We start from the raw sequence: 23076 nt of genomic DNA on the forward strand, positions 1-23076 counted from the left end.
GGCCTGGGTGCGGGTGATCTGGCGCTGCTGGCAAAACGCAACCCCCTACAACCACGCTCTGCACGGCGGCGCTCAACACCTCATCGATCAGCAGGTCGCGGCCTGATTCTGATCTAGAGGTTGACACAAGGGGTGTCATGCCACCTCGTTCCGACGGGAAACGAAACCACCGGTATCGTAGCAGTACCGATAGTCCTGAATCTTGTCTTCGACGGCGGGTGAGGCAGAATCCGGTGGTGACCACGCAGCGCAGCCAGGACCCGCGGCTGGACCGTTCGCGCTCGGCGATCCTGTCCGCCGCGGTAGCGTTGCTGTCCGAGGGCGGGTTCAAGCAGGTCACCATCGAGGCGGTCACCGCGCGCAGCGGGGTGGCCCGCTCCACGCTGTACCGGCATTTCCGGAACAACACCGAGCTGCTGGCCGCCGCGTTCCAGGAACTGTTGCCCCCGTTGGGATTGCCGGCGGGCGGCGGCCCGGTGCGACAGCGTCTGCTGCGGCTGGTGGTGGCGCAGGCCGGGCAGATCGAGAGCGCGCCGACGATGGCGGCGGTGGTCTGGATGGCGACGACCGGCCTCTCGGCGGACACACCGGCGGACAACGACGAGCGCAGCAGGCTCGGCGCGCTGCGCGAGCACATCATCGAGAACTATCGCGGCCCGTTCCACACTGTGCTCGCCGAATGCCTGGCCGCCGGCGGCGCACCGTCCGAACGCGACATCGACGAAGCGGCCGCGCAACTGGTCGGGCCGCTGCTGTTCAACGCACTGATCACCAGGCGCCCCAACGACAAGCGGTACTGCGCCCGGCTGGTCGACGACTTCCTCGCCAACCACGGGTGAGGCTCAGGCGACCTAAGTGGACAGTCTGTCGCCTCCGTCGGGAGCTGCGCGCCGGACGCCCTGCCGACGATCTCCTCGGAGCATTGACCGGGTGTGTATGACGATGGCAGGTTGAGTTCGTGGACCTCAGAACGCACGCCGGCCGGAGCCTGCCCGATGACGCCGACCGCGCCACGCTGCTCGCGCGCGTTTTCGACCCCGAGGTCGGCGGTCCTTGCGTTGCCGCCGTCCGCGGCGAGCGCGTCGTCGACCTGACGGCCGTGGCCCCGACTGTCGCCGCGCTGCTGGAACGCGCGGATGCCGTGGCGGTCGCGCGTTCCGCCGAGGGCGGTCGCTCATGGCCGCTCGGCGAGCTGCTGGAGGCGACCCTGTCCGGCGCGGAAACCGCGCGTTTCCTTGCCCCGGTGGATCTTCAGGTGGTCAAGGCGGCCGGGGTCACGTTCGTGCGCAGTATGCTGGAGCGGGTGATCGAGGAACGCGCGGCGGGGGATCCGGCGCGGGCCGGGGAGATCCGCGCCCGCGTCGGTGCCGCCGTGCGGGGCCGGATCGCGCAGCTGCGGCCGGGCTCGGACGAGGCGGCCCGGGTGAAGGAAGTCCTTGTCGCGGAAGGGCTTTGGTCGCAGTACCTGGAGGTCGGCATCGGGCCGGATCCGGAGATCTTCACCAAGGCGCCCGTGCTTTCGGCCGTCGGCACCGGCGCCGAGATCGGCGTGCTCGCCCGGTCGAGCTGGAACAACCCGGAGCCCGAGCTGGTGCTGGCGGTGACGTCGGCAGGCGCGCCCGTCGCCGCCACCCTCGGCAACGACGTGAACCTCCGGGATTTCGAGGGCCGGAGCGCGCTCTTGCTCACCGAGGCCAAGGACAACAACTCCTCCTGCGCGATCGGTCCGTTCCTGCGGCTGTTCGACGAGCACTACACCCTCGACGATGCACGCCGCACCGAGGTGTCGCTCGACATCACCGGCAGTGACGGGTTCGTGCTGCACGGGGTCAATCCGGTGAGCGAGATCAGCCGGGACGTCACCGAGCTGATCTCGCACGCTTTCGGGCCGCACCACCGTTATCCGGACGGGTTCGTGTTGTTCACCGGCACCATGTTCGCGCCGACGGAGGACCGGGACGAGCCCGGCCAGGGCTTCACGCACAAGCTCGGGGACGTCGTGCGCATCTCCTCGCCCGCGCTCGGTTCGCTGGTGAACGTGGTGACGACCGCGGAAAAGGCGCCGGACTGGTCGTTCGGCATCGGGGAACTGATGCGCAACCTGGCCGGGCGGGGCGCGCTCTGACCCCTGCCGCCGACAGTCCGAAGTGGATGATCCTACCCGGGTGTGCTCCTTCTGCGATCTCCGCCAGGGGCGCATACCCTGCGCGTTATGGGCTTGCTGAGGTCCGCGCTCCGCCCTGCCGCGGAAAAGGTGGTCACCGCCGTCGCGGCGCGGGTGGCCGTGCGCAACCACATCGATGACGTCGGCTCCGAGTTGCTGTATGGGCCGGCCGGACGGCTCAACGACCGGACGCTGACCCGGGCGCAGCTTGATCTGCTGGCAGCGCAGGTGCGGGACACCACGGGGGTCGCGGATGCCGTGCCGCATGTCGCGCAGGCCTACCGCATGCTCGTCGGGCTGGAGGGCCGGTGTGTCGGCCGGATCGCGGGCACCACCAGCAACATCCTCGGCAAGCTGGTCGCGGCGCCGCTGTTGCTCCCGGCGCGTTCCAGGCCGGTGAGGGTGCTGGAGATCGGGACCCTGTTCGGGGTGTTCGCGGCCGGGTTCCACCAGCAGTTGCTGCGCTACGGGCACGCGCACGACCTGGTGATCGTCGACCCGCTGGAGACGGTGCAGCTGCAGCCGGAGCGGGAGCGTGCGACGGACCCGTCCGGCACCCCGGTCACGCTCGGCACGCTGCTGGTGAACCTGCGGTTCGGGGGCGTGGATCTCGACCGGGTCCGGGTGGAGCGCGGGTTGTCGAGCGATCCGTCGGTGCGGTCCGCGGTCGGTGATTTCTTCGATCTCGTGATCATCGACGGCGATCATTCCCTGGCGGGAGTGGCCGCGGATCTGGCGTGGGCCGAGCGGATCGCCGCGCCTGGCGCGGTGGTCGTGATGGATGACTATGGCGATCCCGGGTGGCCCGGGGTGCAGCAGGCGCTCGACGCGCACCTGGCCGGGGAGACGCGGTTTTCCTTGCGCGGTGTGGTTTCCACGTCGGCGTTCTTGGTGGCCGGGTGAGCGCCGGCGTCAGCCGGTGACAGGCATTCCCTCGGAGGTGCATGTCGGCAGGCGCCGCCCGGCAACGAAAACCGCCCGGACCGGGTCCACATCCGCACCGAGCACTTCGGCCAGCGGCGCGGCCAGCAACGCCAGATCTGCGACCGCCCCGACGGCAACCCGCCGGGGCGGCCCACCGGGATCGTCCAGCGGACACAGGTACCGCTCAAGTGCCGCAAGGGGCTCGATCGCCTCCGCGGCGCCGATGCGCTGCCCGGACGCCGTGCGCCGGTTCGCCGCGGCGGCGATGACTTCCCAGGGATTCAGCGGCCCGTAGGGCGCGTCGCTCGACAACGCCACCGGAACTCCGGCCGCTACAAGCGAAGCCACCCGGTACAACCCGGGCTGATCCTCCGGCTCGACTTCACGCAGGTAGTCGTCGCCCCGGTCGGCGAGGAAGCCCGGCTGCGTCACCACCCGCACGCCGAGCTCGCGCAGCAACGGAATCGCCTCCTCCGGCACCACGGAGGCGTGCTCGATCCGGTCCCCGGCAAGGGTTCCCGCCTCGTCGAGCGCGGCGGTGAGCAGGAACAACGCCTCCCGGGAAACACAATGCACCGCAACGGGTCTGCCCGCGGCGTGCGCTGCCTGGATGCGCGTCACGAGTTCGTCGATCCCGGGCAGCGACGAGTCCGCGATGACGATCTTGTACGGCCCGGGGTGCCCTGCTTCTTCGATGGGCGCCCCGAGCAGCAGCACCTCCTGCGGCAGGCTGCCGTCCCGCCGTGCGGCGGTGATGATCGAGACGGCGCCGGCGTCGAGGTCCGGGGTCGCGTCGGCCACCGCGGTGATCCCGTACCTGGTCAGCGTGCGGCCCACGACGTCGAGCGCCGGGGGATCGGTGGGCGGGAGCTGTTCGCGCAGCCAGCTGTCCCCGCGCCACACGCGACCGGTGGCCCGGCCGTCGCCATCGCGCTCCACGCCTGGCAGGTCGGCGTTCTCCAGGCCCACGGCGAGCGCGGCCGCGGAGTTGAGCATCCACATCGCGCCGCTGCGGTGCTGGATCCGCAGCGGTCCGGTCGCATACAATTCGTCCAGTTTCCACCGGTTCAGCGGACCGGCGACGCGTTCGATGTAACCGGTGCCGCGAATCCAGCCGTGCCGGTCCGGTTCCGCCCCGGCGAGGGCCGCCCGCAGGCCGTCGGCATCACGCACCTGAGGCGGGCCGCAGCGCACCGAACGCAGCTCGGCTGCCAGCGCCAGCAGGTGGATGTGGGGGTCGACGAGCCCGGGCACCAGCGCGCGGCCCCGTCCTTCGACGACCACCGCGCCGTCGCTGTCCAGCCCAGGACCGATCGCCGTGATCAGCCTGTCCACGATCCGGACGTCGACGGTGGCGCCGTCCACCTCGACGTCGCGCAGCAGATAGCCGGAGCTCATGGCACCGGAATCCTCAACGAAGACAACACTTCCGCGGTGTCGGCGCCTGGCGCGGGCGCTGCCGAGAGCGGCTTCCTGGCGACCGGCGGCACCGCGTCCCACGCCGTTTCCGACGGCGCCACCGGCCAGGGCTCGGGGACCGTGGCGCTCACGACCCCCGCCATCGGGACCTCCCACAACACGCCCCGCCCCGGGTCACTCATCGCCAGCGCCGCCGCTGTCAATCCGGTCAACGGATCGGCGATCGCGTCGCCGCAGAACACCGGCAGCCCGGAGCCGTCCCGCGCGATGAGACCCGACGCCGCCGCGACATCGTCGCCGAAGCCCACCCGGTCGCTGTCCCGGCCCCAGGCGGTGATCGACACCCAGGTGCCACCGTTCGCGACGAACTCCGCGGCGTCCAGCCCGAATCCGGCCAGCGCCCGTGGGCGCGACGCCTCGATCACGATGTCCGCCTTCGCCACCAACGCCTGCAGCGCCCGCCGCTGTGCCGGTTCTCGCGGGTCCAGCACGACCGAACGGGTGCCGCCGTGGAGAAGGTCGTAGAAATCCTTGTTGCCGTAACGCGCCCCGTCCGGCCGTTGTGGCGTCTCGACTTTCACCACCCGTGCGCCGGCCAGCGCCAGCAGGTGCCCGCACAGCGGGCCCGCCCACAGCGCACTGAAATCCACCACCAGCAAATCCTCGACCGGCCGCGGCTGTCCCGGCTCGGGCACGGTGAAAGCGCGCGGCATGCACGAGGACGCCGCCACCGACAACAGACCCGCGCGCTCGTCCAGCTCCGCGCCGGGATGGGCACGCACCCAGTCCGCGAGGGCATTGTCCAGATTTTCGTCGGGCGCACCGCTGATCAGGGCGCTGAGCAGCATCGGGTCATCGGGGCGGGCGTTGGACACCGCCGCCCAGCCGTCCAGGGTGGGCAGCAGCCGGCACGCGCCGCCTGCCGAACAGGCGCCGTGCCGCCGCGCGCCGGTGAACGCCGCGCGCTCGCTGAGCAGGGTGGCGCCGTCGAGGTCGACGCCGCTGGCGGCCTCGATGTGGTCGGTCATCCGCCTGGCCCAGGTCGCCGCGTTGCCGGGCGGCAGTAAGGGTGGGCCGTCCGGATGGCCGGTCAGCCACGCGGCGCCGCTCTCCGCCCAGTCCCGGGCCGCGGTTTCGTCCACCGCGCGATGATATGCCGTCCCCGGTGCCGCCGCCCACCCGTCAGTCCCTCGACCCGGCCGGGTGGCCTGGCGCACGCAGTCCATTGTGGACGAATCGAGGAGTCGCCGGAGGTCGGCCGATCAGGAGCCCGCGGCCGCGCGCACGGCGTCGGCGGCGCTCTGCGGGGTCACGCCCCGGCGCTCGGCGATCCGGCCGTCTGCGACCCGGAAGATCTCCATGAAGGTGAACTCCTCGGCGGAGAACACTGCGAAGATCTCGCCCGCCGCGTCGAAGTTGTTGCCGTTGAAGGCTTCGTACATCCGGTAGGCGAGATCGCGCGCTTCGGTCATGCCATCCCCTTAACGATCGGTCCGCCCGCCGGGCGGAGCTCCTCGCCGCCGCGTCGCGTGCGTTGGGCGAACACCGAGCAGCGTGCCGTCCGCTCCGGGGCCGGCGGCTGTGTCACAGTGGATGCCGTGGACGGTCATCCGCAATCCGTTGCCGACCTGGGCCGCGATCCGGCCTGGCAGGTCAGTACCACCACCGACGGCCGCTGGGTGCTCGCCGAGCGGGAGTTCCGGCACGGCGGGCACCACTGGCAGATCGGGCTGACCCCGGTCGCTCCCGGGGTCGCCGCGGTCATGCTCTGGCGCGACGGTGCGGTCGTCGAGCATGCGCGTGGCACCGAAGCCGAAGCTTGCGCGACAGCCGCGACGTGGCAAGGGCGGTTCGCGTCCGGCTGATCAGGCATCCTGGAGTCGTGGCCTACGACGTGGACTCCGTACGCAAGCAGTTCCCCGCGCTCGCCGACGGCGCGGCGCATTTCGACGGACCGGGCGGCTCGCAGGTCCCGGGCGTGGTGGGCGAAGCGGTCGCCGCCACGCTGGTTTCCGCGGTCGCGAACCGGGGGAGTGTCACCGCGGCCGAACGGCGGGCCGAGGAGATCGTCACCGCGGCTCGTGGCGCGGCCGCGGACCTGGTCGGCGGGGTGCCGCCGGGCATCGTGTTCGGCCGCAGCATGACCCAGCTGACCTATGATTTTTCCCGCGCACTGGCGAAGAACTGGCGGCCGGGGGACGAGATCGTGGTCACCAGGCTGGACCACGACGCGAACATCCGGCCCTGGGTGCAGGCGGCGGAGGCCCGCGGCTGTGCGGTGCGGTGGGCCGGGTTCGACCCGGCGACCGGTGAGCTGCCGGTCGAAGCCGTCACGGGCCTGCTGTCGGAGCGGACGCGGCTCGTGGCCGTCACGGCGGCGTCGAACCTGCTGGGTACGAGGCCCGATCTGGCGGCCATCACGGCGAAAGCCCGTGCGGCGGGTGCACTGTCCTATGTGGATGGTGTGCACCTGACCCCGCACGCACCGGTGGACGTCACGGCGATCGGGGCCGACTTCTACGCCTGTTCGCCGTACAAGTTCCTGGGCCCGCACCTGGGTTTCGTGTCGGCCCGCCCCGCTCTGCTGGAGACGTTGCGCCCGGACAAGCTGCTGCCGTCCACCGACGCGGTGCCCGAACGCTTCGAACTCGGCACCCTGCCCTACGAGCTGCTGGCGGGCACCACGGCCGCCATCGATTTCCTCGCCGATCTGATGCCGGGCAACGGATCCCGGCGGGAACGGCTGGTTCGTTCGATGGCGGAGCTGGAACGGTACGAGGAAGGATTGCTGCGCTCGCTCGACGACGGCCTCAGCGCGATCCCCGGCGTCATCCGCTACGGCGCGCCGGACCGCCATCGCGCGCCGACCGTACTGTTCTCCTTGGCAGAGCACGACTCCGCCGATGTCTACCGGGCGCTCGGCGCGCGCGGGGTGAACGCGCCCGCGGGGAGCTTCTACGCCGTGGAATGCACCCGGCACCTCGGGCTCGGCGACGCGGGCGCGGTCCGGGCGGGAATCGCGCCTTATACCAACGAAAACGACGTGCAGCGGTTGCTGGACGCGGTGGCGGAGCTGGCTTGGTGATCAGTTCAGGATGAGGCGGCTGTCAGCCTGACGGCGTGCAGGTGGGTGGTCCAAGATCATCGGGTGCGTGCGGAAACCATGCCCGATCAGCTGTGGGCCCGGCCTGAGGCGCTGATTCCACGCTGATCGCGGCTACGACCACAACAAAGAGCGGCACCTCGTCCGCCACCACGGCATCATCCCCGTAACCGCCAGCCTCGGCCTGGGCGCCGTCCGCTGGCCGGTCGAAGGCACCTTCGCCTGGCTCGCTCGATCATCTGCCTCCGCAAACTCATGCTGAACTGATCACTTAGAGGTGCTCGTCCGCGGCGTCCAGTACGGCGTCGAGCAGGCCGGGGAAGCGGCCGTTGAGGTCTTCGCGGCGCAACGACAGGATGCGCTCCGCGCCCTGCACCCTGGCCTGCAGGATGCCGGCCTCCCGCAGCACCTTCTGGTGGTGCGAGAACGTGGACCGGCTGATTTCCAGCCCCGCCTCTTCCTGTAGCCGGGTGCATGCCGACTCGCCCTGCTGGGCCAGCGCGCGCACGGTGGCCAGCCGGCCCGGGTCGGCCAGGGCGGCGAGCACCTTCGACAGCCGCAGCTCGCCGACCGCCGGATGGGCCTGTTCCACAACGGCAACGCTCATGCTCCCGACTATACCCTGTTGTTCGATGAGCGTGATAGTGTTCGATGACTTTCGACGTGATCGACAATCATCGAACATCAGGAGCGTGCTGATGCTGCCCGTGATCCTCGCCGCCTACTTCCTGTACGGCTTCGACGGCAACGTGGTCAACGTCGCGATTCCCTCGCTGCAGCACGAGTTGCAGGCCGGACCGGCGGCGCTCGAACTGGTCGTCGGCGGGTATGTGTTCAGCTTCGCCGCCGGGCTGGTCACCGGCGGGCGCCTCGGCGACCTTTTCGGTTACCGGCGGATCTTCCTGATCGGCGTCGCCGGTTTCACGCTCGCCTCCGCGCTGTGCTCACTGGCGCAGAACCCGGGCGAGCTGGTCGGTGCCCGCCTGGTGCAGGGTTTCACCGCGGCCGCCATGGTCCCGCAGGGCCTCGCGCTGATCACCTCGGCCGTCCCGGCCGCCGGCCGGCCGCGGGCGCTGTCCTGGTACGGCGTGATCGGCGGCCTGTCCGGGATCTGCGGTCAGGTGCTGGGCGGCCTGCTGCTGGTGGCCGATGTGTTCGGCCTCGGCTGGCGGATCATCTTCCTGGTCAACGTGCCGGTCGGGCTGATCGTGTTCGCGGGCGCGCTGCGCATGCTGCCGCGTACCTTCACCGGACGCCGGCCGAGCCTGGATCTTGCCGGTGTGCTGGCGATTTCCGGTTCGTTCGCGTTCGCGCTGGTGCCCTTGGTGCTCGGCCGGGATCTCGGCTGGCCGGTGTGGGCCTGGGTGCTGCTGGCCGCGTCGGTGCCGGCGATGACGGTGGCCGTGTGGTGGGAACGCAGGCTGACCGCCGGTGGTGGCCAGCCGCTGCTGGACCTCACGTTGTTCCGCAGCCCGGTGTTCAACGTCGGGCTCGCTGTCAACGCCGCGTTCATGTTGTTCTTCGCCAGCACGGTTTTCGTGCTGAGTTTGGTGCTGCAGAACGGTCTTGGTCTCACCTCGCTGCACGCCGGCCTGTGCTTCGCGCCGATGGCGGTGCTGGCGATGGGCGCGTCGCTCGGTGGGCGAAAGCTGGTGGGCAGGTTCGGCATGCGGGTGCTGATTCTCGGCTGCCTGCTGACGGCTTCGAGCCTGCTGCTCATCGCGATCGGGCTGGGTGGCGGCGGCACGGTCCCGTGGCTGGTGTTCGCGATCGCCTTGATGGGACTCGGCAACGGGCTGATCCTGCCGTCGCTGATCGGCGCGCCGATGGCCGGTGTGGCGCCGGCGCGGGCGGGCGCCGCGTCCGGGCTGTTGTCCACCACCCAGCAGTTCGCGAGCGTGACCGGTGTCGCCGTGCTCGGCGCGCTGTTCTTCACCGCGCTCGGGCCGAACCCCGGCCGGGCGGGCTATGCCGCTGCCGCGCAGCTGACGATGTGGATCGCACTGGGCATCGTGGTGGCGATGACCGTACTGGTCCAAGTGCTCGCGGCTGTCGCTCAGCCGCCGGATTCCAGCTCCGGGCGCCATTCCTTGCCGGAGAAGGTGAACGCGGACCGTTCCGGGGCGAGCACGGCGGGCCGGACACCCGGTGCGGGCCGGAACACCTGATGGCATTCCCGCGTGACCCGCAGGCCGCGCGCGTCCGCCTCGATCGTCACGAGCGCGGCATCGTGTGGGGCCTCGGCGAGCGCGCCCATGCTCAGCTGCAGGATGTTGCCCGCGACGGTCTCGGCCCTGGTGTGCAGGTGCCCGTGCAGCACCAGCACCGGCTCCGGCAGCGAACCCAGCGTTCGCTCCAGCCCCACCCGGTTCACCAGGTCGCCCGCGTACTGCCAGCGCCGCTCCTCGATCGCCGGGCGCAGGCTCAGCACGGGGAAATGCGTCAGCACCACCGGAAGGCGCGCGGGTGCGGGGGATTCCAGCCGGTTGTGGTAACCACCGTCGGCTGACCTGGTGAGGTGGCCCGCGGTGAGCAGCGCCGGGCCCAGCGGCTCGTGCGCCGGCACGCGGACGCGCTCGGCACTCTTGAGGTGACCGGCCAGAAGCTCGTCGTCGGCCGGAGTGGGGCAGTCGTGGTTGCCGGGCACGACGTAGCAGGGCAGCCCGGTCGCGGTCAGCTCGTCGAGCAGGAACCGGAACTCCTCCGGCCTCGCCGACTGGGTGAGATCGCCCAGCAACACCAACGCGTCCGCGCGCGGGGTCAGCCAGCTGAGCGCGTCGGTCAGCAAGGTGCGCGAGTGGCCAAGGTGGACCCGGTTGTTGAAGTACGTGTCGGCGACGCCCGGCTCCGACACGTGGCTGTCGGTCACCACGCCCAGCCGCACTCTTCCGTCCATCTCGGGCCCCTCCGGGTGGAAAGTTATTCCGTCGATGACAGTCTATGGAATATCCTTCGTCATGGTCCGCGCAGGCGACGAAGGGGTCGGGTCTTGACCGAACTGGCATACGAGGCAGCGGTTTTCGACTGCGACGGGCTGCTGCTGGACACCGCCCGTGCCTGGGCGCGGGGGTTCGACGCGGCCGCGGCGCGGGCCGGTCTCCGGCTGGGCGTGCGGGAACAGGCGGAACTCGTGGGCAGTTCCGTCGCGTCCGGGGCGGGCCTGATCGCGGGCTGGGCGGGCGCGCCGGAGCGACGCGAGGAGCTTGCGGACGCGGTGCGCGAGGAGCTGTCGGCCGCGATCCGTGCCTGCCCGCCGCCGGTGTTGCCCGGCGTTCCGGCGCTGCTGCGCCGGTTGCGTGGCGCGCTGCCGATGGGGGTGGCGTCGAACGCGCCCGCGGACGTGCTCGCGGTCATGCTGGCCGGTTCGGGCCTGCTGGAGAACTTCGAGACCGTGGTCAGCGCGGATCGGGTCGTCAGGCCGAAACCGGCGCCGGACGTTTACCTCGCCGCCTGCCGGGAGCTGGACGCACGGCCGGAAAACGTTGTGGCCCTTGAGGATTCGGCCGCCGGCGCGCTCGCCGCGCAGGCCGCCGGGCTGGCCGTCGTCGTGGTCACCGCGAGCGGCTGGCCCGCGCTCGCGCCACTGCCGTGGCCGGCGCGGAACCGGCCGGTGCTGTACGTGACGGCGATGGGCGACCCCGCTGTCGGGCAGTTCGTCAGAAGCGATGTTCCGCCAGCACGTTCGCGGCCAGTGCCTGCGCCGCCTCCGAACGGCCGGGGTCGGTGAGCACGAGGCTGATCAACAGCGCGTCCAGCACCAGCAGATGCGCCAGCCTGCTGGCCATCGCCTCGACGCGATAACGGGTTTCCAGCCCGCCCGCCACCAGCGCCACGTTCGCGACCTCGGTGAGCGGGGTGGTGCTGTAGCTGGTCACGGCGATGATGCCGGCGCCGGCCTCCTTCGCGCCGCGCGCCGCGTCCACCGTTTCGCGCGTCGCGCCGGTGTGACTGACGGCGATCGCGACGTCGCCCGGCCGCAGCAGCCTCGCGCGCACGTGCTGGACGTGCACGTCGGCGGGCGCTTCGGCGGAGACGCCGATGGTCAGCAGCCGGTAGGCCATGTCCTGGGTGAGCGGCGAACTCGTCCCGACGCCGAGCAGCAGCACGCGCGGTGCGGCCCGGAGCAGTTCGACAGCCTGCCCGAGCGCCTTCGGGTCGACGCTGACCGGGGCGCGGGAAAGCGCTTCCCCGCTGCTGGCGGCCAGCTTCGCGAGCACTTGATCCGGCCGGTCGCCGAGGTCGATGTGCTCTGGCGAGCGTTCGCCGACCAGCGGTGCGAGATCCTGCGTCAGCGCTATCTTCGCGTCCTGGAAGCCCTTGAACCCGAGGCTCTGGCAGGCCCGCACGACGGTGCCCACCCCGGTGCCCGCCGCGGCGGCGATCTCGCTGACCGACATCCGGATCACGTCCGAGCCGTGCGCGAGCAGCGCCTGCACCACCCGCGCCTCGCTACGCGGCAGCGACCCGAGCGCCGCCCGCGCCCGCTCCGCGACGGCGCCCGGCACTCGCTGTTCCTCGGCTGGTGTCTCGGTGGTCACCCTCGTTTCCCCTCGTCAAGCCGGCGCACGAGCCTACCCGGGGGGAGGGGGAATGACACGGCCCCGCGCCACGGGTCATGATCGGGGGCGTGCTCTGGTACGTCAGCTACGGCTCGAACATGCACGCCGGCCGCCTGCGGTACTACCTCGACGGCGGGGCCCCGCCGGGCGCCCTGCGCACCTGCCCCGGTTGCCGGGACGCGTCGCCGCCGCGGCGGGTCCTGCCGCATTGCCTGCCCGGCGGGGTCTACTTCGCCACCGAGTCGGAGACGTGGACCGGCGGGCGCGCGTTCTACGACCCGGCGCTGCCCGGCGCCGCCGCCGCCCGGGCGTATCTGGTCACGCCCGGCCAGTTCTCCGACATCGCGGCGCAGGAGATGTACCGCGAGCCGGGTGAGGACCTGGACCTGACCGAGGTGCTCGCCCACGGCCGCCAGGAACTCGGCCCCGGTCGCTACGAAACCCTTCTGTACGTGGGGGAGCGCGACGGTTTCCCGGTGCTGACGTTCACGGCTCCGTGGTCGGCCGCCGACGTGGTGAAGAACCCGCCCGCCCCGGCCTACCTGCGGATGCTGGCGAGCGGGCTCGCGGAGGGCCACGGCTGGACGCCGGAGCGGATCGGCGCCTACCTGGCGGCGCTGCCCGGGGCGGCGGGCGTCTGGTCGGCGGAGGCGATCGCCGGGCTGGTCATGAACGGCGAACGGCGTTCTTGACCGCGAGGGGACATTTCCGCAGACGCGGCCGGCCCGAGCAGCGTTTGTACCCGGTGCAGCAGTTCGGCCCAGCCGAAGGGTTTCACCAGGTACGCGTCGGCACCCGCGGCGAACGCGGCGGCCTTGTCGGACTCCGCATCCCGCCCGCTGATCACCAGCACCGGCGTGGCGGTGTCCCGCTCACGCACGATGCCGGCGAACTCGAGCCCGCTCATCCCTGGCATCTGCACGTCGGTCACGATCAGATCCGGCCGGAACCCGTCCAGCAGGACGATCGCGTGCAGCGCGTCCTCCGCGCCGCAGGCCTCGAACCCTTCCCAACGCAGGCCGCGCACGAGCAGCTCGCGCAGGGTCGCGTTGTCGTCCACGACGAGTACTCCTCGCCTTCGCGCCGGAGTGTCCTTTTCGGACACTCGGGGCGCCGGTGTTGCCATTGTCATGATTTCCTCCTGTCCTGGTACTTCCCAGGGTGCGCTCCGGACCTGGGCGGGGGCCCAGAAACCGCTGGGAGATCGCTGATGGTTCCCGGCCCCGAACCCGGCGCGGGCAGCGCCGAGCCCAGTCCGCCGGACCGGCGCAGCTTCTGCCAGCGCAACCGGGTGCCGGCCAGCGCGGTCAGCACCGACTGGAGGAGCACGCCGTACATCAGCTGCCGGTAGACGATCTGCTGCAACGGAAGCGGCCGCAGCGGCCGCAGCTTCTCTCCGTCCAGCCGGAAGGCGTACACCGCGCCGAGGAACTGGACCAGCAGCATGCCCAGCCAGGCCCCGGCGGTCAGCGCCGGGTTCAGGAAGAACATCCCGTACACCGCGAGCACGTCGACCAGCGGCGCCACCGTGGGCAGCACGACCTGGAACAGCGCCAGGTGCAGCAGGCCCCACCGGCCGATCCGGCCCGACGGGCCGCGCTCGAGCACGGCGCGCCGGTGCTTCCACATCGACTGGATCGTCCCGTAGCACCACCGGTAACGCTGCATCCACAACTGCCGCAGCTTCGAGGGCGCCTCCGTCCAGTTCCTCGTACACCACGCGCCATCCCTTGCGGGACAACGCAATCGTGAGATCGGTGTCCTCGGCCAGCGTGTCGTCGCTGACCCCGCGGACCTCGGTCAGCCCCCGGCGCCGGAACGCGCCCACCGCGCCCGGCACGGTCAGCATGCAATGCAGCTGGTCGTAGACGGGACGGTCGATGTTGAAGCCCACCACGTACTCGATGTGCTGCCATTTCGCGAGCAGCCCGCACCGGTTGGCGATCTTCGCGTTGCCCGCCACCGCGCCGATCGCGGGATCGGCGAACGGCTGCACCAGCCTGCCGACGGTGGTCGGCTCGAACACCGTGTCGCCGTCCATCATCACGATCAGCCCGTGCCGGGCGGCGGCGATCCCGGTGTTGAGCGCCGCGGCCTTGCCCGCGTTCTCCTGCCGGATCACGCGCACCGCCGGGCGGCCGCGCGCGAGTTCGGCGGTGTTGTCGGTGGAACCGTCGTCCACCACGATGATCTCGATCGGATGATCGCTCGCGAGCAGGGATCTGATCGTGTTTTCGACGCATTCCTTTCGTTGTAGGCGGGCACGACGACCGAGACCGGTGCCCGCACCGGTGGCCCCCACGCGAAGTCCGGGTCGCGCCGCTTCTTCTTGTGCCGCCTGGCGAAGACCACCATCAGCAGCAGCCGCGCCACGGTGAGCCCGCCGACGCCGACCAGCGACCAGGTGAGCGTGGTGAGGAAGCCGGTCGACAGGTCGACAGCGGTGACCAGCACCGTGCCGCGCACCTGGTCCGCGGTACTCGCGGTGCCGTTGGCCTTGGCCATGTTCAGCGCGCCCGTGACGTTGGTGAACGTGTAGCCCTCGGCCTTGAGCTTCGGGATCAGCTGCTCCAGCAGTTCGACGGTCTTGCTCCGGTCGCCGTCCGCGTCGTGCATCAGGATGACGCCGCCCGCCCCGTCTTCCGGGGTCGCGTTGGCCACCGTCTGGGCCACGCTCAGGTCGGTCTGCCAGTCCTGACTGTCCAAATCGGTCAGTACGGTGAGGTAGCCGAGGTCGCCGAGCTTCCGCACCTCGGTGTAGTCGTTGTTGTCCAGCGCCTTCGGCGTGGCCGAGTACGGCGGGCGCACGAGGTTCGAGGTGATGTCCGCCGCGCCCGCCGGCGCCGGCTGGGTCTCCGACAGCTCCAGCTCCATCCGCGAGTCCGAAACCTTCGTCAGGTCGGGGTGGGTGAAGGTGTGCAGGCCGATCTCCGAACCGCTGTCCACGACGTCCCGCACGACGCCGGGGTGCTTGGCGATGTTCGTGCCCACCTCGAAGAACGTGCCGGGCACGTCGTTGGCGGCCAGTACGGCGAGTATCTGTTCGGTGGGTCGTCGTCGAAGGTGAGCACGATGGTCTTGTCCGGGACGGCGTAGGAGACCACCGAATCGCCGGTGGCGTCGATGATCGCGCCGCCGCTGAGGATCGAGGACGGTACGGAGGTGGCACTGCCGCTGGGATCGGCGTCCGCGTCGTTGCCGATGGTGGAGTGCGCGATGCCCGAAACGGCGAGCAGACAGGCCAGCAGCACCGTGACGATCCCGGCGGTCGCCGCCTGTTCGAGCACGGGAACTTCCCGGCAGGGCACCGATTTCGCACCGTATGTGGAGGTGACGGGCGCGCATCCGGCGCTGGACCAGTTAGCCGGCACGACCGGACAGCGGGATTTCGTGCTCGCCTTCGTACTGGCGGGTGAGTCCGGTTGTACGCCGACGTGGGGCGCCACCAAATCCCTTGCGGACAGCACGATCCTGCGGGAGGTCACCGCGCTCAAGGCGATGGGCGGCGGATCCTGGGAACCGGCTGTATCGAGCCGGTGAATCACCCAGCGGTCGGCAGCATCCCGGTGAAGCCCGGTGATTTCGCTTGCAGGGGAAGGAGAATCCGGAAGGTCGCGCCTTCGCCGGGCGCAGTGTCCACTTCGGCCTTTCCGCCGTGCGCGGCGGCGAGCGCGGCGACGATGGCCAGCCCGAGCCCGGATCCGCCGCTGGAGCGGGCGCGGGAAACGTCCGCGCGGTAGAAGCGTTCGAACAGCCGCGAAGCGTGCTCTTCGGACAGTCCGGGCCCGTCGTCGGCGACCTCGAGCGAGGCGAACTCGTCGCCGCCGGTGCGCACCCGCACGGTGATCGACGCCTCGGTGTGGTTGACCGCGTTGGCGACCAGGTTCGTCAGGATCTGGCGGATCCGGTGGTCGTCGCCGCGCACCACGGCCGGCCCGCCCGCGCAGTCCACGTCGAGCGAGACACTGCGTTCCGGCGCCAGCGCGCGGGCGTCGTGCACCGCGTCCACCGCCAGTTCCACCAGATCCACCGGGCCGAACTGCAGCTCCCGCTCTTCGTCCAGCCGCGCCAGCAGCAACAGGTCCTGCACCAGCCTGCCCATCCGGATCGACTCGGACTCGATCCGGCTCATGATCCGGGGCACGTCCAGGCTCTCGCTGCCCGCGCCGTGCCGGTACAGCTCGGCGAACCCTCGGATGGACGCGAGCGGGGTGCGCAGTTCGTGGCCGGCGTCGGCGACGAACCGGCGCATCCGTTCCTCGGACTGCCGCGCATTCGACTCGGAGATCCGTTGCGCGTGGAAGGAGGTCTCGATCCGGTTCAGCATGCTGTTGAACGCCAGGCTCAGCTTGCCGACCTCGGTGCGGGTGTCGCGGACGGGCACCCGGTACGCCAGATCCCCGGCCATGATCGCCTCGGCGGTGCGCTCCACCTCGGTGAGCGGCCGCAGGCTGCGGCGCACCAGCCAGCGGGCCAGCACTGTGAACACCAGCAGCACGATCCCGCCGATCAGCAGGTCCAGCAGCGAAAGCCGGCTCACGGTGGCGTCGACCGCGGACAGGCTCGTCGCGACGAAGACCGTGGACGAGCCATCCGAGGCGACCGTCGCGAGCACCCGCCAGCTGCCGTCGGCGCCGTTGGCCGAATCCACGGTGAGCAGCCCGTCGCCGAGCGCGCGGACCTGGTCCGGGGTCATCGCCGGGATCGCCGGGGTCGCGGACTGCTCCTGCAGCGGGGAAGCGATGGTCTTGACCACGTGCCCGGAGGAGTCCATCACCACGACCACGAAATCACTGGGCAGCCGTGGCGCGGAGTTCTGCTGGATCCCGCTCAGTTCGCTCGCCGTCTGGCCGAGCTGGTGCAGCCGCTCGTCGATGCCGTCGAGCAGGTACGAATGCAGCGCCGCGGTGGAGGCGAACGCGACCGCCAGCAGCGCCGCCACGATCAGCGTGAGCAGCAGCACGATCAGCATGGTCCGCAGCGGGACCCGCGCCAGCGAAGTCCGCAGCCAGACGCGGACGGCGGTCATCGCCGGGGCGCGCGCAGCTGGTAACCGACCCCCCGCACGGTGCGCAGCAGCCGCGGCTCGGTGGTGTCGATCTTGCGCCGCAGATAGGAAACGTAGGACTCGACGACCCCGTTGTTGCCGTTGTAGTCGAAATGCCACACCCCCGCGAGGATCTGCTCCTTGGACAGCACCCGGCCGACGTTGAGCAGGAGGTACCGCAGCAGCCGGAATTCCGTGGGGGACAGCTCGATCTGCCTGCCGGCCTTGAACACCTCGTGCGTGCCCTCGTCCAGTTCGATGTCGGCGAAGACCAGCCGCCCGGACGCCGGCACCGCGCCCGGCCCGTCGCTGCGGCGCAGCACGGCGCCGATCCGGGCGATCAGCTCGTCCAGGCTGAACGGTTTGGTGACGTAGTCGTCCCCGCCCAGAGTCAGACCGGTCACCTTGTCCTCGGGCGAGTCCCGTGCCGAGAGGAACAACACCGGCGCCCGCATACCTTCCGAGCGCAGCCGGCGCACCACGTCGAACCCGTCGAGCCCGGGCATCATCACGTCGAGCACCAGCAGGTCCGGGCGGTGGCGGCGGGCTTCGGCGATCGCGGCAGTCCCGTCGGGTGCGGTGGTCACCTCGAATCCGGCGAACCGCAGGCTCGCCGCGAGCAGTTCCACCATGTTCGGTTCGTCGTCCACGACCAGCAGCCGCGCCTGTCGTTCCGCTCGCACCTGCCCGGACTCCCTTCCCAGCTCACCGCCACCCTCGCCGTCGAAGTTGGCAGGGAGTTGGGAAGAGCCTGAGCGCGGGCTGTGAAGTGGTAGAACTGAACGACACGTGCTCGACATGGGGAGTTTGCCGGATGTCCAACCCGCTGGTGGCCCAGCAGCAGGATTCGACCACCGCGGTCTCCGGGGTGTCCTTTTTGGAGGATGCGCAGAGCCTCAAGCAGGGCATCGAGAGCGGCGACTGGGCCTCGACGGTCATGGGCGTGGCCGGCACGGCGATGGACGCGCTGGCGTTCGTCACGGACCCGTTCGGCTCGATCCTCGCCGCCGGGGTCGGCTGGCTGATGGAGCACGTCGGGCCGTTGAAGGAGATGCTCGACAAGCTCGCGGGTGACCCGGACCAGATCACCGCGCATTCGGAGACCTGGAAGAACATCGCGGGGGAGCTGGGCAGCGTCAGCACGGAGCTGGCGAACCAGGTCAACGCCGACATCCAGAGCTGGACCGGCCCCGGCGCGGACGCCTACCGGCAGCAGGCGGCCGAGGTCGCCAAGGTGCTGCAGGGCGCGGGCGAGGCGTGCGAAGGCGCGGCCAGCGGGGTGAAGACCGCGGGCGAGGTCGTGGCGGCCGTGCGGATGCTGGTGCGGGACACCATCGCGCAAGTGGTGGGGCACCTGGTGTCCTGGGCGCTGCAGGTGCTGTTCACCCTCGGCATCGGGCTGACCTGGGTGGTGCCGCAGGTGGTGAACCTGGTCGCGAAGACGGCCAAGGACATCGCGAGCCTGCTGAAGAACCTGACCAAGGCGCTGGGGGAGCTGGGCAAGCTGCTCGGCAAGGCCGGTGACCTGTTCAAGGGCGCGTCGAAGAGCCTGAAGGGGCTCAAGCCGGGCAAGAACGCCACCACGACGAAGGTGGACACGCTGCCTTCAGGCGCGAAGAACCTGGACCCGGTGGGGGACAAGACAACGCCGTCGGGCGCGGGGAACACGGGCAAGACCGACGGGAACACCACGCCTTCGGGCGCGGGCGACACCACGCCTTCCGGCTCGGGCAAGAGCGGCGGCGGTGACAAGTTCGACACCACCGGCGACAGCGGACCGTCCGGCGACGGCACGCGCGGCCTCGGCGACACCACCACGCCCTCGGGCGACCACCGGCCCAAGGACCCCAACGACACCGGCACCACCACCCCGAACCGCGACTGCGTCACCGACCCGATCGACGTGGGCACCGGGGAGGTCGTGCTCACCGAGGTCGACCTGGAGCTGCCGGACCCGTTCCCGCTCGTACTGGAGCGCACGCACATCTCCGGGTACCGGGCGGGGCGCTGGTTCGGGCCGGGCTGGGCCGCCACCGTCGACCAGCGGCTGGAGGTCGACGCCGAGGGCGTCTGCTTCCTGACCGCGGACGGCGCGATCCTCGTGTACCCGCACCCCCGGCCCGGGGTAGCGGTGGAGCCCGTGGTCGGGCCGGCCTGGCCGCTTTCGCAGCGGCCGGACGGCACCTACGCGGTGGCGGCCGAAGGGCGCACGCTGTCGTTCGGCACCCGCTCCGGTGCGGCCTTCGAGCTGGACGCGATCATCGACGGCGACGGTGCCCGGATCGACGTCGAGCGGCACGCGGAAGCCTTGCTGTTGCGCCATTCCGCCGGATACCGCGTCGAGTTGCGCACCGCGCGGGGCCGGGTGAACGAACTGCACGTGCTGAACCCCGTGCACAGCACCGAGCCGGCCGACGTGCTCGTGGTGCGTTACGGCTACGACGATCGCGGCAGGCTGGCCGAGCTGGTCAACTCCTCGGGCCTGGCCACCCGCTTCGACTACGACGACGCGGGCAGGCTGACCGGCTGGCAGGACCGCACCGGCACCTGGTACCGCTACGAGTACGACGCCGAAGGCCGTTGCGTGCGCACCATCGGCGCGGACGGCAGGCTGAGCAGCACGTTCTCCTACGACTCCGCGCGTCGCGCCACCCGGTTCACCGACTCGCTCGGCCACGTCACCGAATACGAGCTCAACGAGCGCCACCAGACAGTCCGGCAGACCGACGCGCTGGGCCACACCACGGCTTTCGACTGGGACGCGCGGCACCGGTTGCTGGCCCGCACGGATCCGCTGGGCCGCACCACGCGCTTCGAGTACGGTGCCGACGGCGCGCTCGCGGTCGTGGTCCGGCCGGACGGCAGCCGGGTGGCGGTGGACGCCGGTGGTCTGGACATCGAGGTCACCGGCGAGGACAGGGTCTGGCGGCGCAGCTACGACAAGCGGCCGGACCCGTTCCAGGAGCCGATCGGCGTGTCGGTCACCGAAGATTTGCCTGTCACCACAACGGTTCCCGCGTCCGAGGGCCGCGCCGGAGAGGTGCCGCGGGACATGTTCGGCAGGCCGACGGCCATGCCCGGCGCGGCCGAGGTGGGCTGGACCATCGAGGGCAAGCTCGCCTGGCGCGCCGCCGCGGATGCCAGGGAGCAGTGGCGATACGACCCGGAGGGCAACGAGATCGAGCACCGCGACGCGGCGGGCAACACGCGGCGCAAGCAATACGGCCGCTTCGGCCTGCTCGTCGCCGAGACCGATCCGGCGGGCGCGCGCACGGAGTACGCCTATGACACCGAATCCCGGCTGATCGGCGTCACCAACGCGCTCGGGCAGACGTGGCGCTACCGCTACGACCCGGTGGGCAGGCTCGTCGAATCGACCGACCTCGACGGCCGCCGCACGCGGTTCGCCTACGACCCGGCGGGCCGGCTCGTCCGTACCGTCGACGCGGCCGGCGACATCGTCGAGTACGGCTATGACGTGGTGGGCAACGTGGTCGAGCAGCGCACCGCGGCCGGGGTCACCACGTACGCCTACGACCCGGTGGGGCAGCTGGTGTCCGCGACGAGCCCGGACGCCGAACTGACCCTGACCCGCGACGGCGCCGGCCGCGTCACTTCGCAGACGGTCAACGGCCGCACGGTCACCTTCGAGTACGACGAGGCGACCCGCACCGTGCGCCGCCGCACACCGTCCGGAGTGGACAGCCGGACCCGGTATGCCGCGGACGGTGCCTTGGTTTCGCTGGAAGTCGGCGAGCACGTGGTCGATCCCCGCGCGCTGGACGCGGGCCGCAGGACCGAGCGCTACCAGCTCGACGCCAACGGCCGGATCAGCGAGGTCACCCGGCCCACCGACGTGGAGCGCTACCGGTACGACGCGCTGGGCAACCTCACCACCTCGCCGCTGGCGGGGCTGCACCGTTACGCCGGCACTTCGCTGGTGCAGGCCGGAGCCACCAGCTACCGTTACGACGCGCTGGGCCGGCTGGTGCACAGCGCCCGTCTCACCCCGGACGGCCCGCGGGAGTGGCACTACGTCTGGGGCCCGCAGGACAGGCTGCTCGGCGTGACCACGCCCGACGGCGCCCGCTGGCGGTACCGCTACGACCCGCTCGGCCGCCGGATCGCGAAGCAGCGGCTGGACGCGGCGGGCGCGGTGACCGAACACGTCGAGTTCGTCTGGGACGGCCCGGTGCTCATCGAGGAGATCCGTACCGGCGGGCCGGCCACCACCTGGGTGTACGACGGAAGCAACCGGCCGCTCGCGCAGGCGGAAACCGCCGCGCAGCAAGGAATCCAGCGGTTCTTCACGATACACACCGACCAGGCCGGCACCCCGGTCGAGTTGCGTGACACCGGCGGCTCGGTCGCCTGGCGCTCGCACAGCACGCTGTGGGGCGCGCCCCGCACCGGCGCTCCGGAGTTCCCCGCGGACACGCCGCTACGGTTCCCCGGCCAGTACCACGACGCGGAAACGGGCCTGCATTACAACGTTTTCCGTTACTACGACCCAGCGACGGCCCGGTACGTCAGCCCGGATCCGCTCGGCCTTGCCCCGGCGCCGAACCCGGTCGCGTACGTGCCGAATCCGCTCGCGGCGGCCGACCCGCTCGGCCTGACCTGTTCGAACAGCACCGGCTCCGCGTCCGCGCCCGCGAACCCGGGGGCGAACACCAACCCGCACCTGGTCAACAGCAGCGGGTCCAAGGGGATGTCGGACAGCAAGTTCAACAAGGACCACGTGATCGACAACCCCGATCTCGACGCGGCCGCGAACAAGTATCTCAACGACGGCAAGAAGAAAACCGATTCCGAGGCGATGGGCGAGCATGGTGCGCTCGAGTACCTGCGGGCCGGCAGCGGGCAGCAGATCCCCGGCGGCCTGCACACCGCCACCGACGCCGCACCGCACAACCTGCCCACCAACCCGGGGCAGCCCTGGTCGCATGCGGTGAAGTTCAGCAGTTCCGGCGTCACGGACGTGGCGCACTGGGACGGCAAGACCCTGAACGTGGTCGAGGCCAAGGGCGGCGGCTCGAAGCTCGGGGAACGGGAGCAGGCGTACTTCCACCAGGACGTGACCGGGCAGCAGGCGTACGACCACGTGACCACCGTGCAGAACCAGAAGCAGCCGTGGCAGCGGATGACCAGCACGTCCGCCATCGACGATCTGAAGAACCAGAACTTCAAGGCCGGTGACCCGATCCCGCAGGTTTTCAACCACAACAACACCGGTGCCTCGCCGGTGCTGCAGCAGGGTTCCCAGGGCTACCTGACCGATATCGGGCACACGATGAGCAAATCGGACCTGCAGGACGGCCGTAACCTGCTGGGCCGGCAGGTCCTGCAGCACCAGGCGAACGGGACGCTCACCTACACCCCGGTGCGCACCCAGGCGTTCGACAACGGGGACGGCACCTTCAGCGTGGACGTGCTCGCGGGGAAGGCGGCGCTATGAGCTACATCCTGGAATTCCGGCGGGCGCGGCCGGACGACGTGGCCGCGGTGCGCGAAGCGCCCACGCCCGAGGCCGTGCGGGAGCGCGGGGAATTCGCCGCTTCGATCGACCACAGTTCCTCGGGCGGCGAATGGTTCCGCCACGAACTGCTCGGCCGCCTCGCGGCCGCGGTGCTCGGCGGGGAAACCGTGGAGCACCTGCTGAACCGCGGTGGGGCCGCCGAGGAGAGTTATCCGAGCGTGGGCTGGCTTTCGGCGGACGAGGTCGCGGCCGCGCTCAACGACGCCGGTTCGCTGCCGGAAGGCACCGCCGCCGAAGACGCCAAGGCGGTCGGGACGATCGTGGACGCCCTGCGCTCCGCGGCCCGGAGTGGGCAGGGCCTCGTCACCGTCTACGGCTGAG

22 protein-coding genes and 1 pseudogene are annotated in these 23076 nt (G+C 70.9%); 11 read left to right on the forward strand and 12 right to left on the reverse strand.

Annotation, left to right across the window (positions count from 1 at the left end):
• Window positions 1–236: 236 nt before the first annotated feature.
• From VHD82_RS21835 to VHD82_RS21845, 3 genes are all read left to right on the forward strand, one after another.
• Entirely contained in the window at window positions 237–839 is a 603-nt protein-coding gene (locus tag VHD82_RS21835) for a TetR/AcrR family transcriptional regulator (protein WP_325706834.1), read from the forward strand.
• A gap of 119 nt (window positions 840–958) precedes the next feature.
• A complete protein-coding gene (locus VHD82_RS21840; RefSeq protein WP_325706837.1) occupies window positions 959–2125 on the forward strand; it encodes a fumarylacetoacetate hydrolase family protein in 1167 nt (388 codons plus the stop codon).
• A gap of 87 nt (window positions 2126–2212) precedes the next feature.
• Window positions 2213–3067: a class I SAM-dependent methyltransferase gene (locus VHD82_RS21845; protein WP_325706840.1), complete on the forward strand. Its 855-nt coding sequence runs from the start codon at window positions 2213–2215 to the stop codon at window positions 3065–3067.
• A gap of 9 nt (window positions 3068–3076) precedes the next feature.
• Here VHD82_RS21845 and VHD82_RS21850 read toward each other — a convergent pair whose 3' ends face one another.
• From VHD82_RS21850 to VHD82_RS21860, 3 genes are all read right to left on the reverse strand, one after another.
• Complete coding sequence (locus tag VHD82_RS21850; protein ID WP_325706843.1) at window positions 3077–4486, reverse strand: amidohydrolase family protein; 1410 nt, start codon at window positions 4484–4486, stop codon at window positions 3077–3079.
• Complete coding sequence (locus VHD82_RS21855; RefSeq protein ID WP_325706846.1) at window positions 4483–5649, reverse strand: CoA transferase; 1167 nt, start codon at window positions 5647–5649, stop codon at window positions 4483–4485. The genes VHD82_RS21850 and VHD82_RS21855 overlap by 4 nt, the downstream gene beginning before the upstream one ends.
• A gap of 120 nt (window positions 5650–5769) precedes the next feature.
• Complete coding sequence (locus tag VHD82_RS21860) at window positions 5770–5979, reverse strand: hypothetical protein (RefSeq protein WP_325706849.1); 210 nt, start codon at window positions 5977–5979, stop codon at window positions 5770–5772.
• A gap of 126 nt (window positions 5980–6105) precedes the next feature.
• On the opposite strand from VHD82_RS21860, the gene VHD82_RS21865 reads away from it, so the two are divergent.
• Entirely contained in the window at window positions 6106–6372 is a 267-nt protein-coding gene (locus VHD82_RS21865; protein ID WP_325706852.1) for a hypothetical protein, read from the forward strand.
• A 17-nt stretch (window positions 6373–6389) separates the two neighbouring features.
• On the forward strand, window positions 6390–7592 hold the full coding sequence (locus VHD82_RS21870; RefSeq protein WP_325706854.1) for a cysteine desulfurase-like protein: 1203 nt from the start codon (window positions 6390–6392) through the stop codon (window positions 7590–7592).
• A gap of 289 nt (window positions 7593–7881) precedes the next feature.
• On the opposite strand, the gene VHD82_RS21875 is transcribed toward VHD82_RS21870, so the two are convergent.
• Window positions 7882–8217, reverse strand: coding sequence for a metalloregulator ArsR/SmtB family transcription factor (locus VHD82_RS21875; RefSeq protein WP_325706857.1), 336 nt, complete (start codon window positions 8215–8217; stop codon window positions 7882–7884).
• Between the two features lie 91 nt (window positions 8218–8308).
• On the opposite strand from VHD82_RS21875, the gene VHD82_RS21880 reads away from it, so the two are divergent.
• Window positions 8309–9778, forward strand: a complete 1470-nt coding sequence (locus VHD82_RS21880) for an MFS transporter (protein WP_325706860.1) — start codon at window positions 8309–8311, stop codon at window positions 9776–9778.
• On the opposite strand, the gene VHD82_RS21885 is transcribed toward VHD82_RS21880, so the two are convergent.
• Window positions 9667–10506: a metallophosphoesterase gene (locus VHD82_RS21885; protein WP_325706863.1), complete on the reverse strand. Its 840-nt coding sequence runs from the start codon at window positions 10504–10506 to the stop codon at window positions 9667–9669. The two genes, VHD82_RS21880 and VHD82_RS21885, sit on opposite strands and share 112 nt — an antisense overlap.
• Before the next feature lie 93 nt (window positions 10507–10599).
• Between VHD82_RS21885 and VHD82_RS21890 the strand changes: the two genes are divergently transcribed.
• The gene (locus tag VHD82_RS21890; protein ID WP_325706866.1) at window positions 10600–11337 is read left to right on the forward strand and encodes an HAD family phosphatase; all 738 of its coding nucleotides are present in this window, start codon (window positions 10600–10602) and stop codon (window positions 11335–11337) included.
• Here VHD82_RS21890 and VHD82_RS21895 read toward each other — a convergent pair.
• A complete protein-coding gene (locus VHD82_RS21895; protein ID WP_325706869.1) occupies window positions 11267–12148 on the reverse strand; it encodes a MurR/RpiR family transcriptional regulator in 882 nt (293 codons plus the stop codon). The genes VHD82_RS21890 and VHD82_RS21895 overlap by 71 nt on opposite strands.
• An 89-nt stretch (window positions 12149–12237) precedes the next feature.
• Here VHD82_RS21895 and VHD82_RS21900 point away from each other — a divergent pair, with 89 nt between their 5' ends.
• A complete protein-coding gene (locus VHD82_RS21900) occupies window positions 12238–12861 on the forward strand; it encodes a histone deacetylase (protein WP_325706872.1) in 624 nt (207 codons plus the stop codon).
• Here the strand turns inward: VHD82_RS21900 and VHD82_RS21905 are convergent.
• The 4 genes and pseudogenes from VHD82_RS21905 to VHD82_RS21920 all read right to left on the reverse strand — a co-directional run bounded on the left by VHD82_RS21905 (window position 12774) and on the right by VHD82_RS21920 (window position 15160).
• Window positions 12774–13301, reverse strand: a complete 528-nt coding sequence (locus VHD82_RS21905; protein WP_325707536.1) for a response regulator — start codon at window positions 13299–13301, stop codon at window positions 12774–12776. The genes VHD82_RS21900 and VHD82_RS21905 overlap by 88 nt on opposite strands.
• A complete protein-coding gene (locus VHD82_RS21910) occupies window positions 13298–13837 on the reverse strand; it encodes a hypothetical protein (protein WP_325707561.1) in 540 nt (179 codons plus the stop codon). The genes VHD82_RS21905 and VHD82_RS21910 overlap by 4 nt, the downstream gene beginning before the upstream one ends.
• Before the next feature lie 103 nt (window positions 13838–13940).
• A pseudogene (locus VHD82_RS21915) lies at window positions 13941–14396 on the reverse strand (glycosyltransferase family 2 protein); the annotation flags it as partial.
• A complete protein-coding gene (locus tag VHD82_RS21920) occupies window positions 14288–15160 on the reverse strand; it encodes a polysaccharide deacetylase family protein (RefSeq protein WP_325706876.1) in 873 nt (290 codons plus the stop codon). The gene VHD82_RS21920 and the pseudogene VHD82_RS21915, both read right to left, overlap by 109 nt.
• Window positions 15161–15292: 132 nt before the next feature.
• Here VHD82_RS21920 and VHD82_RS21925 point away from each other — a divergent pair, with 132 nt between their 5' ends.
• Window positions 15293–15709: a hypothetical protein gene (locus VHD82_RS21925; protein ID WP_325706879.1), complete on the forward strand. Its 417-nt coding sequence runs from the start codon at window positions 15293–15295 to the stop codon at window positions 15707–15709.
• 1 nt (window position 15710) lies between these two features.
• Here the strand turns inward: VHD82_RS21925 and VHD82_RS21930 are convergent, their stop codons facing one another.
• Both VHD82_RS21930 and VHD82_RS21935 read right to left on the reverse strand, forming a co-directional pair.
• Window positions 15711–17198 (reverse strand): HAMP domain-containing sensor histidine kinase, encoded by a 1488-nt coding sequence (locus VHD82_RS21930; RefSeq protein WP_325706882.1) that lies wholly within the window; start codon window positions 17196–17198, stop codon window positions 15711–15713.
• Complete coding sequence (locus VHD82_RS21935; RefSeq protein ID WP_325706885.1) at window positions 17195–17899, reverse strand: response regulator transcription factor; 705 nt, start codon at window positions 17897–17899, stop codon at window positions 17195–17197. The genes VHD82_RS21930 and VHD82_RS21935 overlap by 4 nt, the downstream gene beginning before the upstream one ends.
• A 131-nt stretch (window positions 17900–18030) precedes the next feature.
• Here VHD82_RS21935 and VHD82_RS21940 point away from each other — a divergent pair, with 131 nt between their 5' ends.
• Together VHD82_RS21940 and VHD82_RS21945 are read left to right on the forward strand one after the other, a co-directional pair.
• The gene (locus tag VHD82_RS21940) at window positions 18031–22674 is read left to right on the forward strand and encodes a DUF6531 domain-containing protein (protein WP_325706888.1); all 4644 of its coding nucleotides are present in this window, start codon (window positions 18031–18033) and stop codon (window positions 22672–22674) included.
• A complete protein-coding gene (locus tag VHD82_RS21945) occupies window positions 22671–23075 on the forward strand; it encodes a hypothetical protein (protein ID WP_325706891.1) in 405 nt (134 codons plus the stop codon). Before VHD82_RS21940 ends, VHD82_RS21945 begins: the two co-directional genes overlap by 4 nt.
• Window position 23076 lies beyond the last annotated feature (1 nt).

This window comes from Amycolatopsis sp. (assembly GCF_035546795.1).
GTDB lineage: Bacteria > Actinomycetota > Actinomycetes > Mycobacteriales > Pseudonocardiaceae > Amycolatopsis_E.

Bases quoted from the DNA above. Each gene is read 5' to 3' on its own strand.
- VHD82_RS21850 (WP_325706843.1), bottom strand. From the start codon at position 4,486: ATGAGCTCCGGCTATCTGCTGCGCGACGTCGAGGTGGACGGCGCCACC.
- VHD82_RS21875 (WP_325706857.1), bottom strand. From the start codon at position 8,217: ATGAGCGTTGCCGTTGTGGAACAGGCCCATCCGGCGGTCGGCGAGCTG.
- VHD82_RS21880 (WP_325706860.1), top strand. From the start codon at position 8,309: ATGCTGCCCGTGATCCTCGCCGCCTACTTCCTGTACGGCTTCGACGGC.
- VHD82_RS21930 (WP_325706882.1), bottom strand. From the start codon at position 17,198: ATGACCGCCGTCCGCGTCTGGCTGCGGACTTCGCTGGCGCGGGTCCCG.
- VHD82_RS21940 (WP_325706888.1), top strand. From the start codon at position 18,031: ATGTCCAACCCGCTGGTGGCCCAGCAGCAGGATTCGACCACCGCGGTC.
- VHD82_RS21905 (WP_325707536.1), bottom strand. From the start codon at position 13,301: ATGACAATGGCAACACCGGCGCCCCGAGTGTCCGAAAAGGACACTCCG.
- VHD82_RS21945 (WP_325706891.1), top strand. From the start codon at position 22,671: ATGAGCTACATCCTGGAATTCCGGCGGGCGCGGCCGGACGACGTGGCC.
- VHD82_RS21910 (WP_325707561.1), bottom strand. From the start codon at position 13,837: ATGCAGCGTTACCGGTGGTGCTACGGGACGATCCAGTCGATGTGGAAG.
- VHD82_RS21885 (WP_325706863.1), bottom strand. From the start codon at position 10,506: ATGGACGGAAGAGTGCGGCTGGGCGTGGTGACCGACAGCCACGTGTCG.
- VHD82_RS21860 (WP_325706849.1), bottom strand. From the start codon at position 5,979: ATGACCGAAGCGCGCGATCTCGCCTACCGGATGTACGAAGCCTTCAAC.
- VHD82_RS21925 (WP_325706879.1), top strand. From the start codon at position 15,293: ATGATCGCGCCGCCGCTGAGGATCGAGGACGGTACGGAGGTGGCACTG.
- VHD82_RS21845 (WP_325706840.1), top strand. From the start codon at position 2,213: ATGGGCTTGCTGAGGTCCGCGCTCCGCCCTGCCGCGGAAAAGGTGGTC.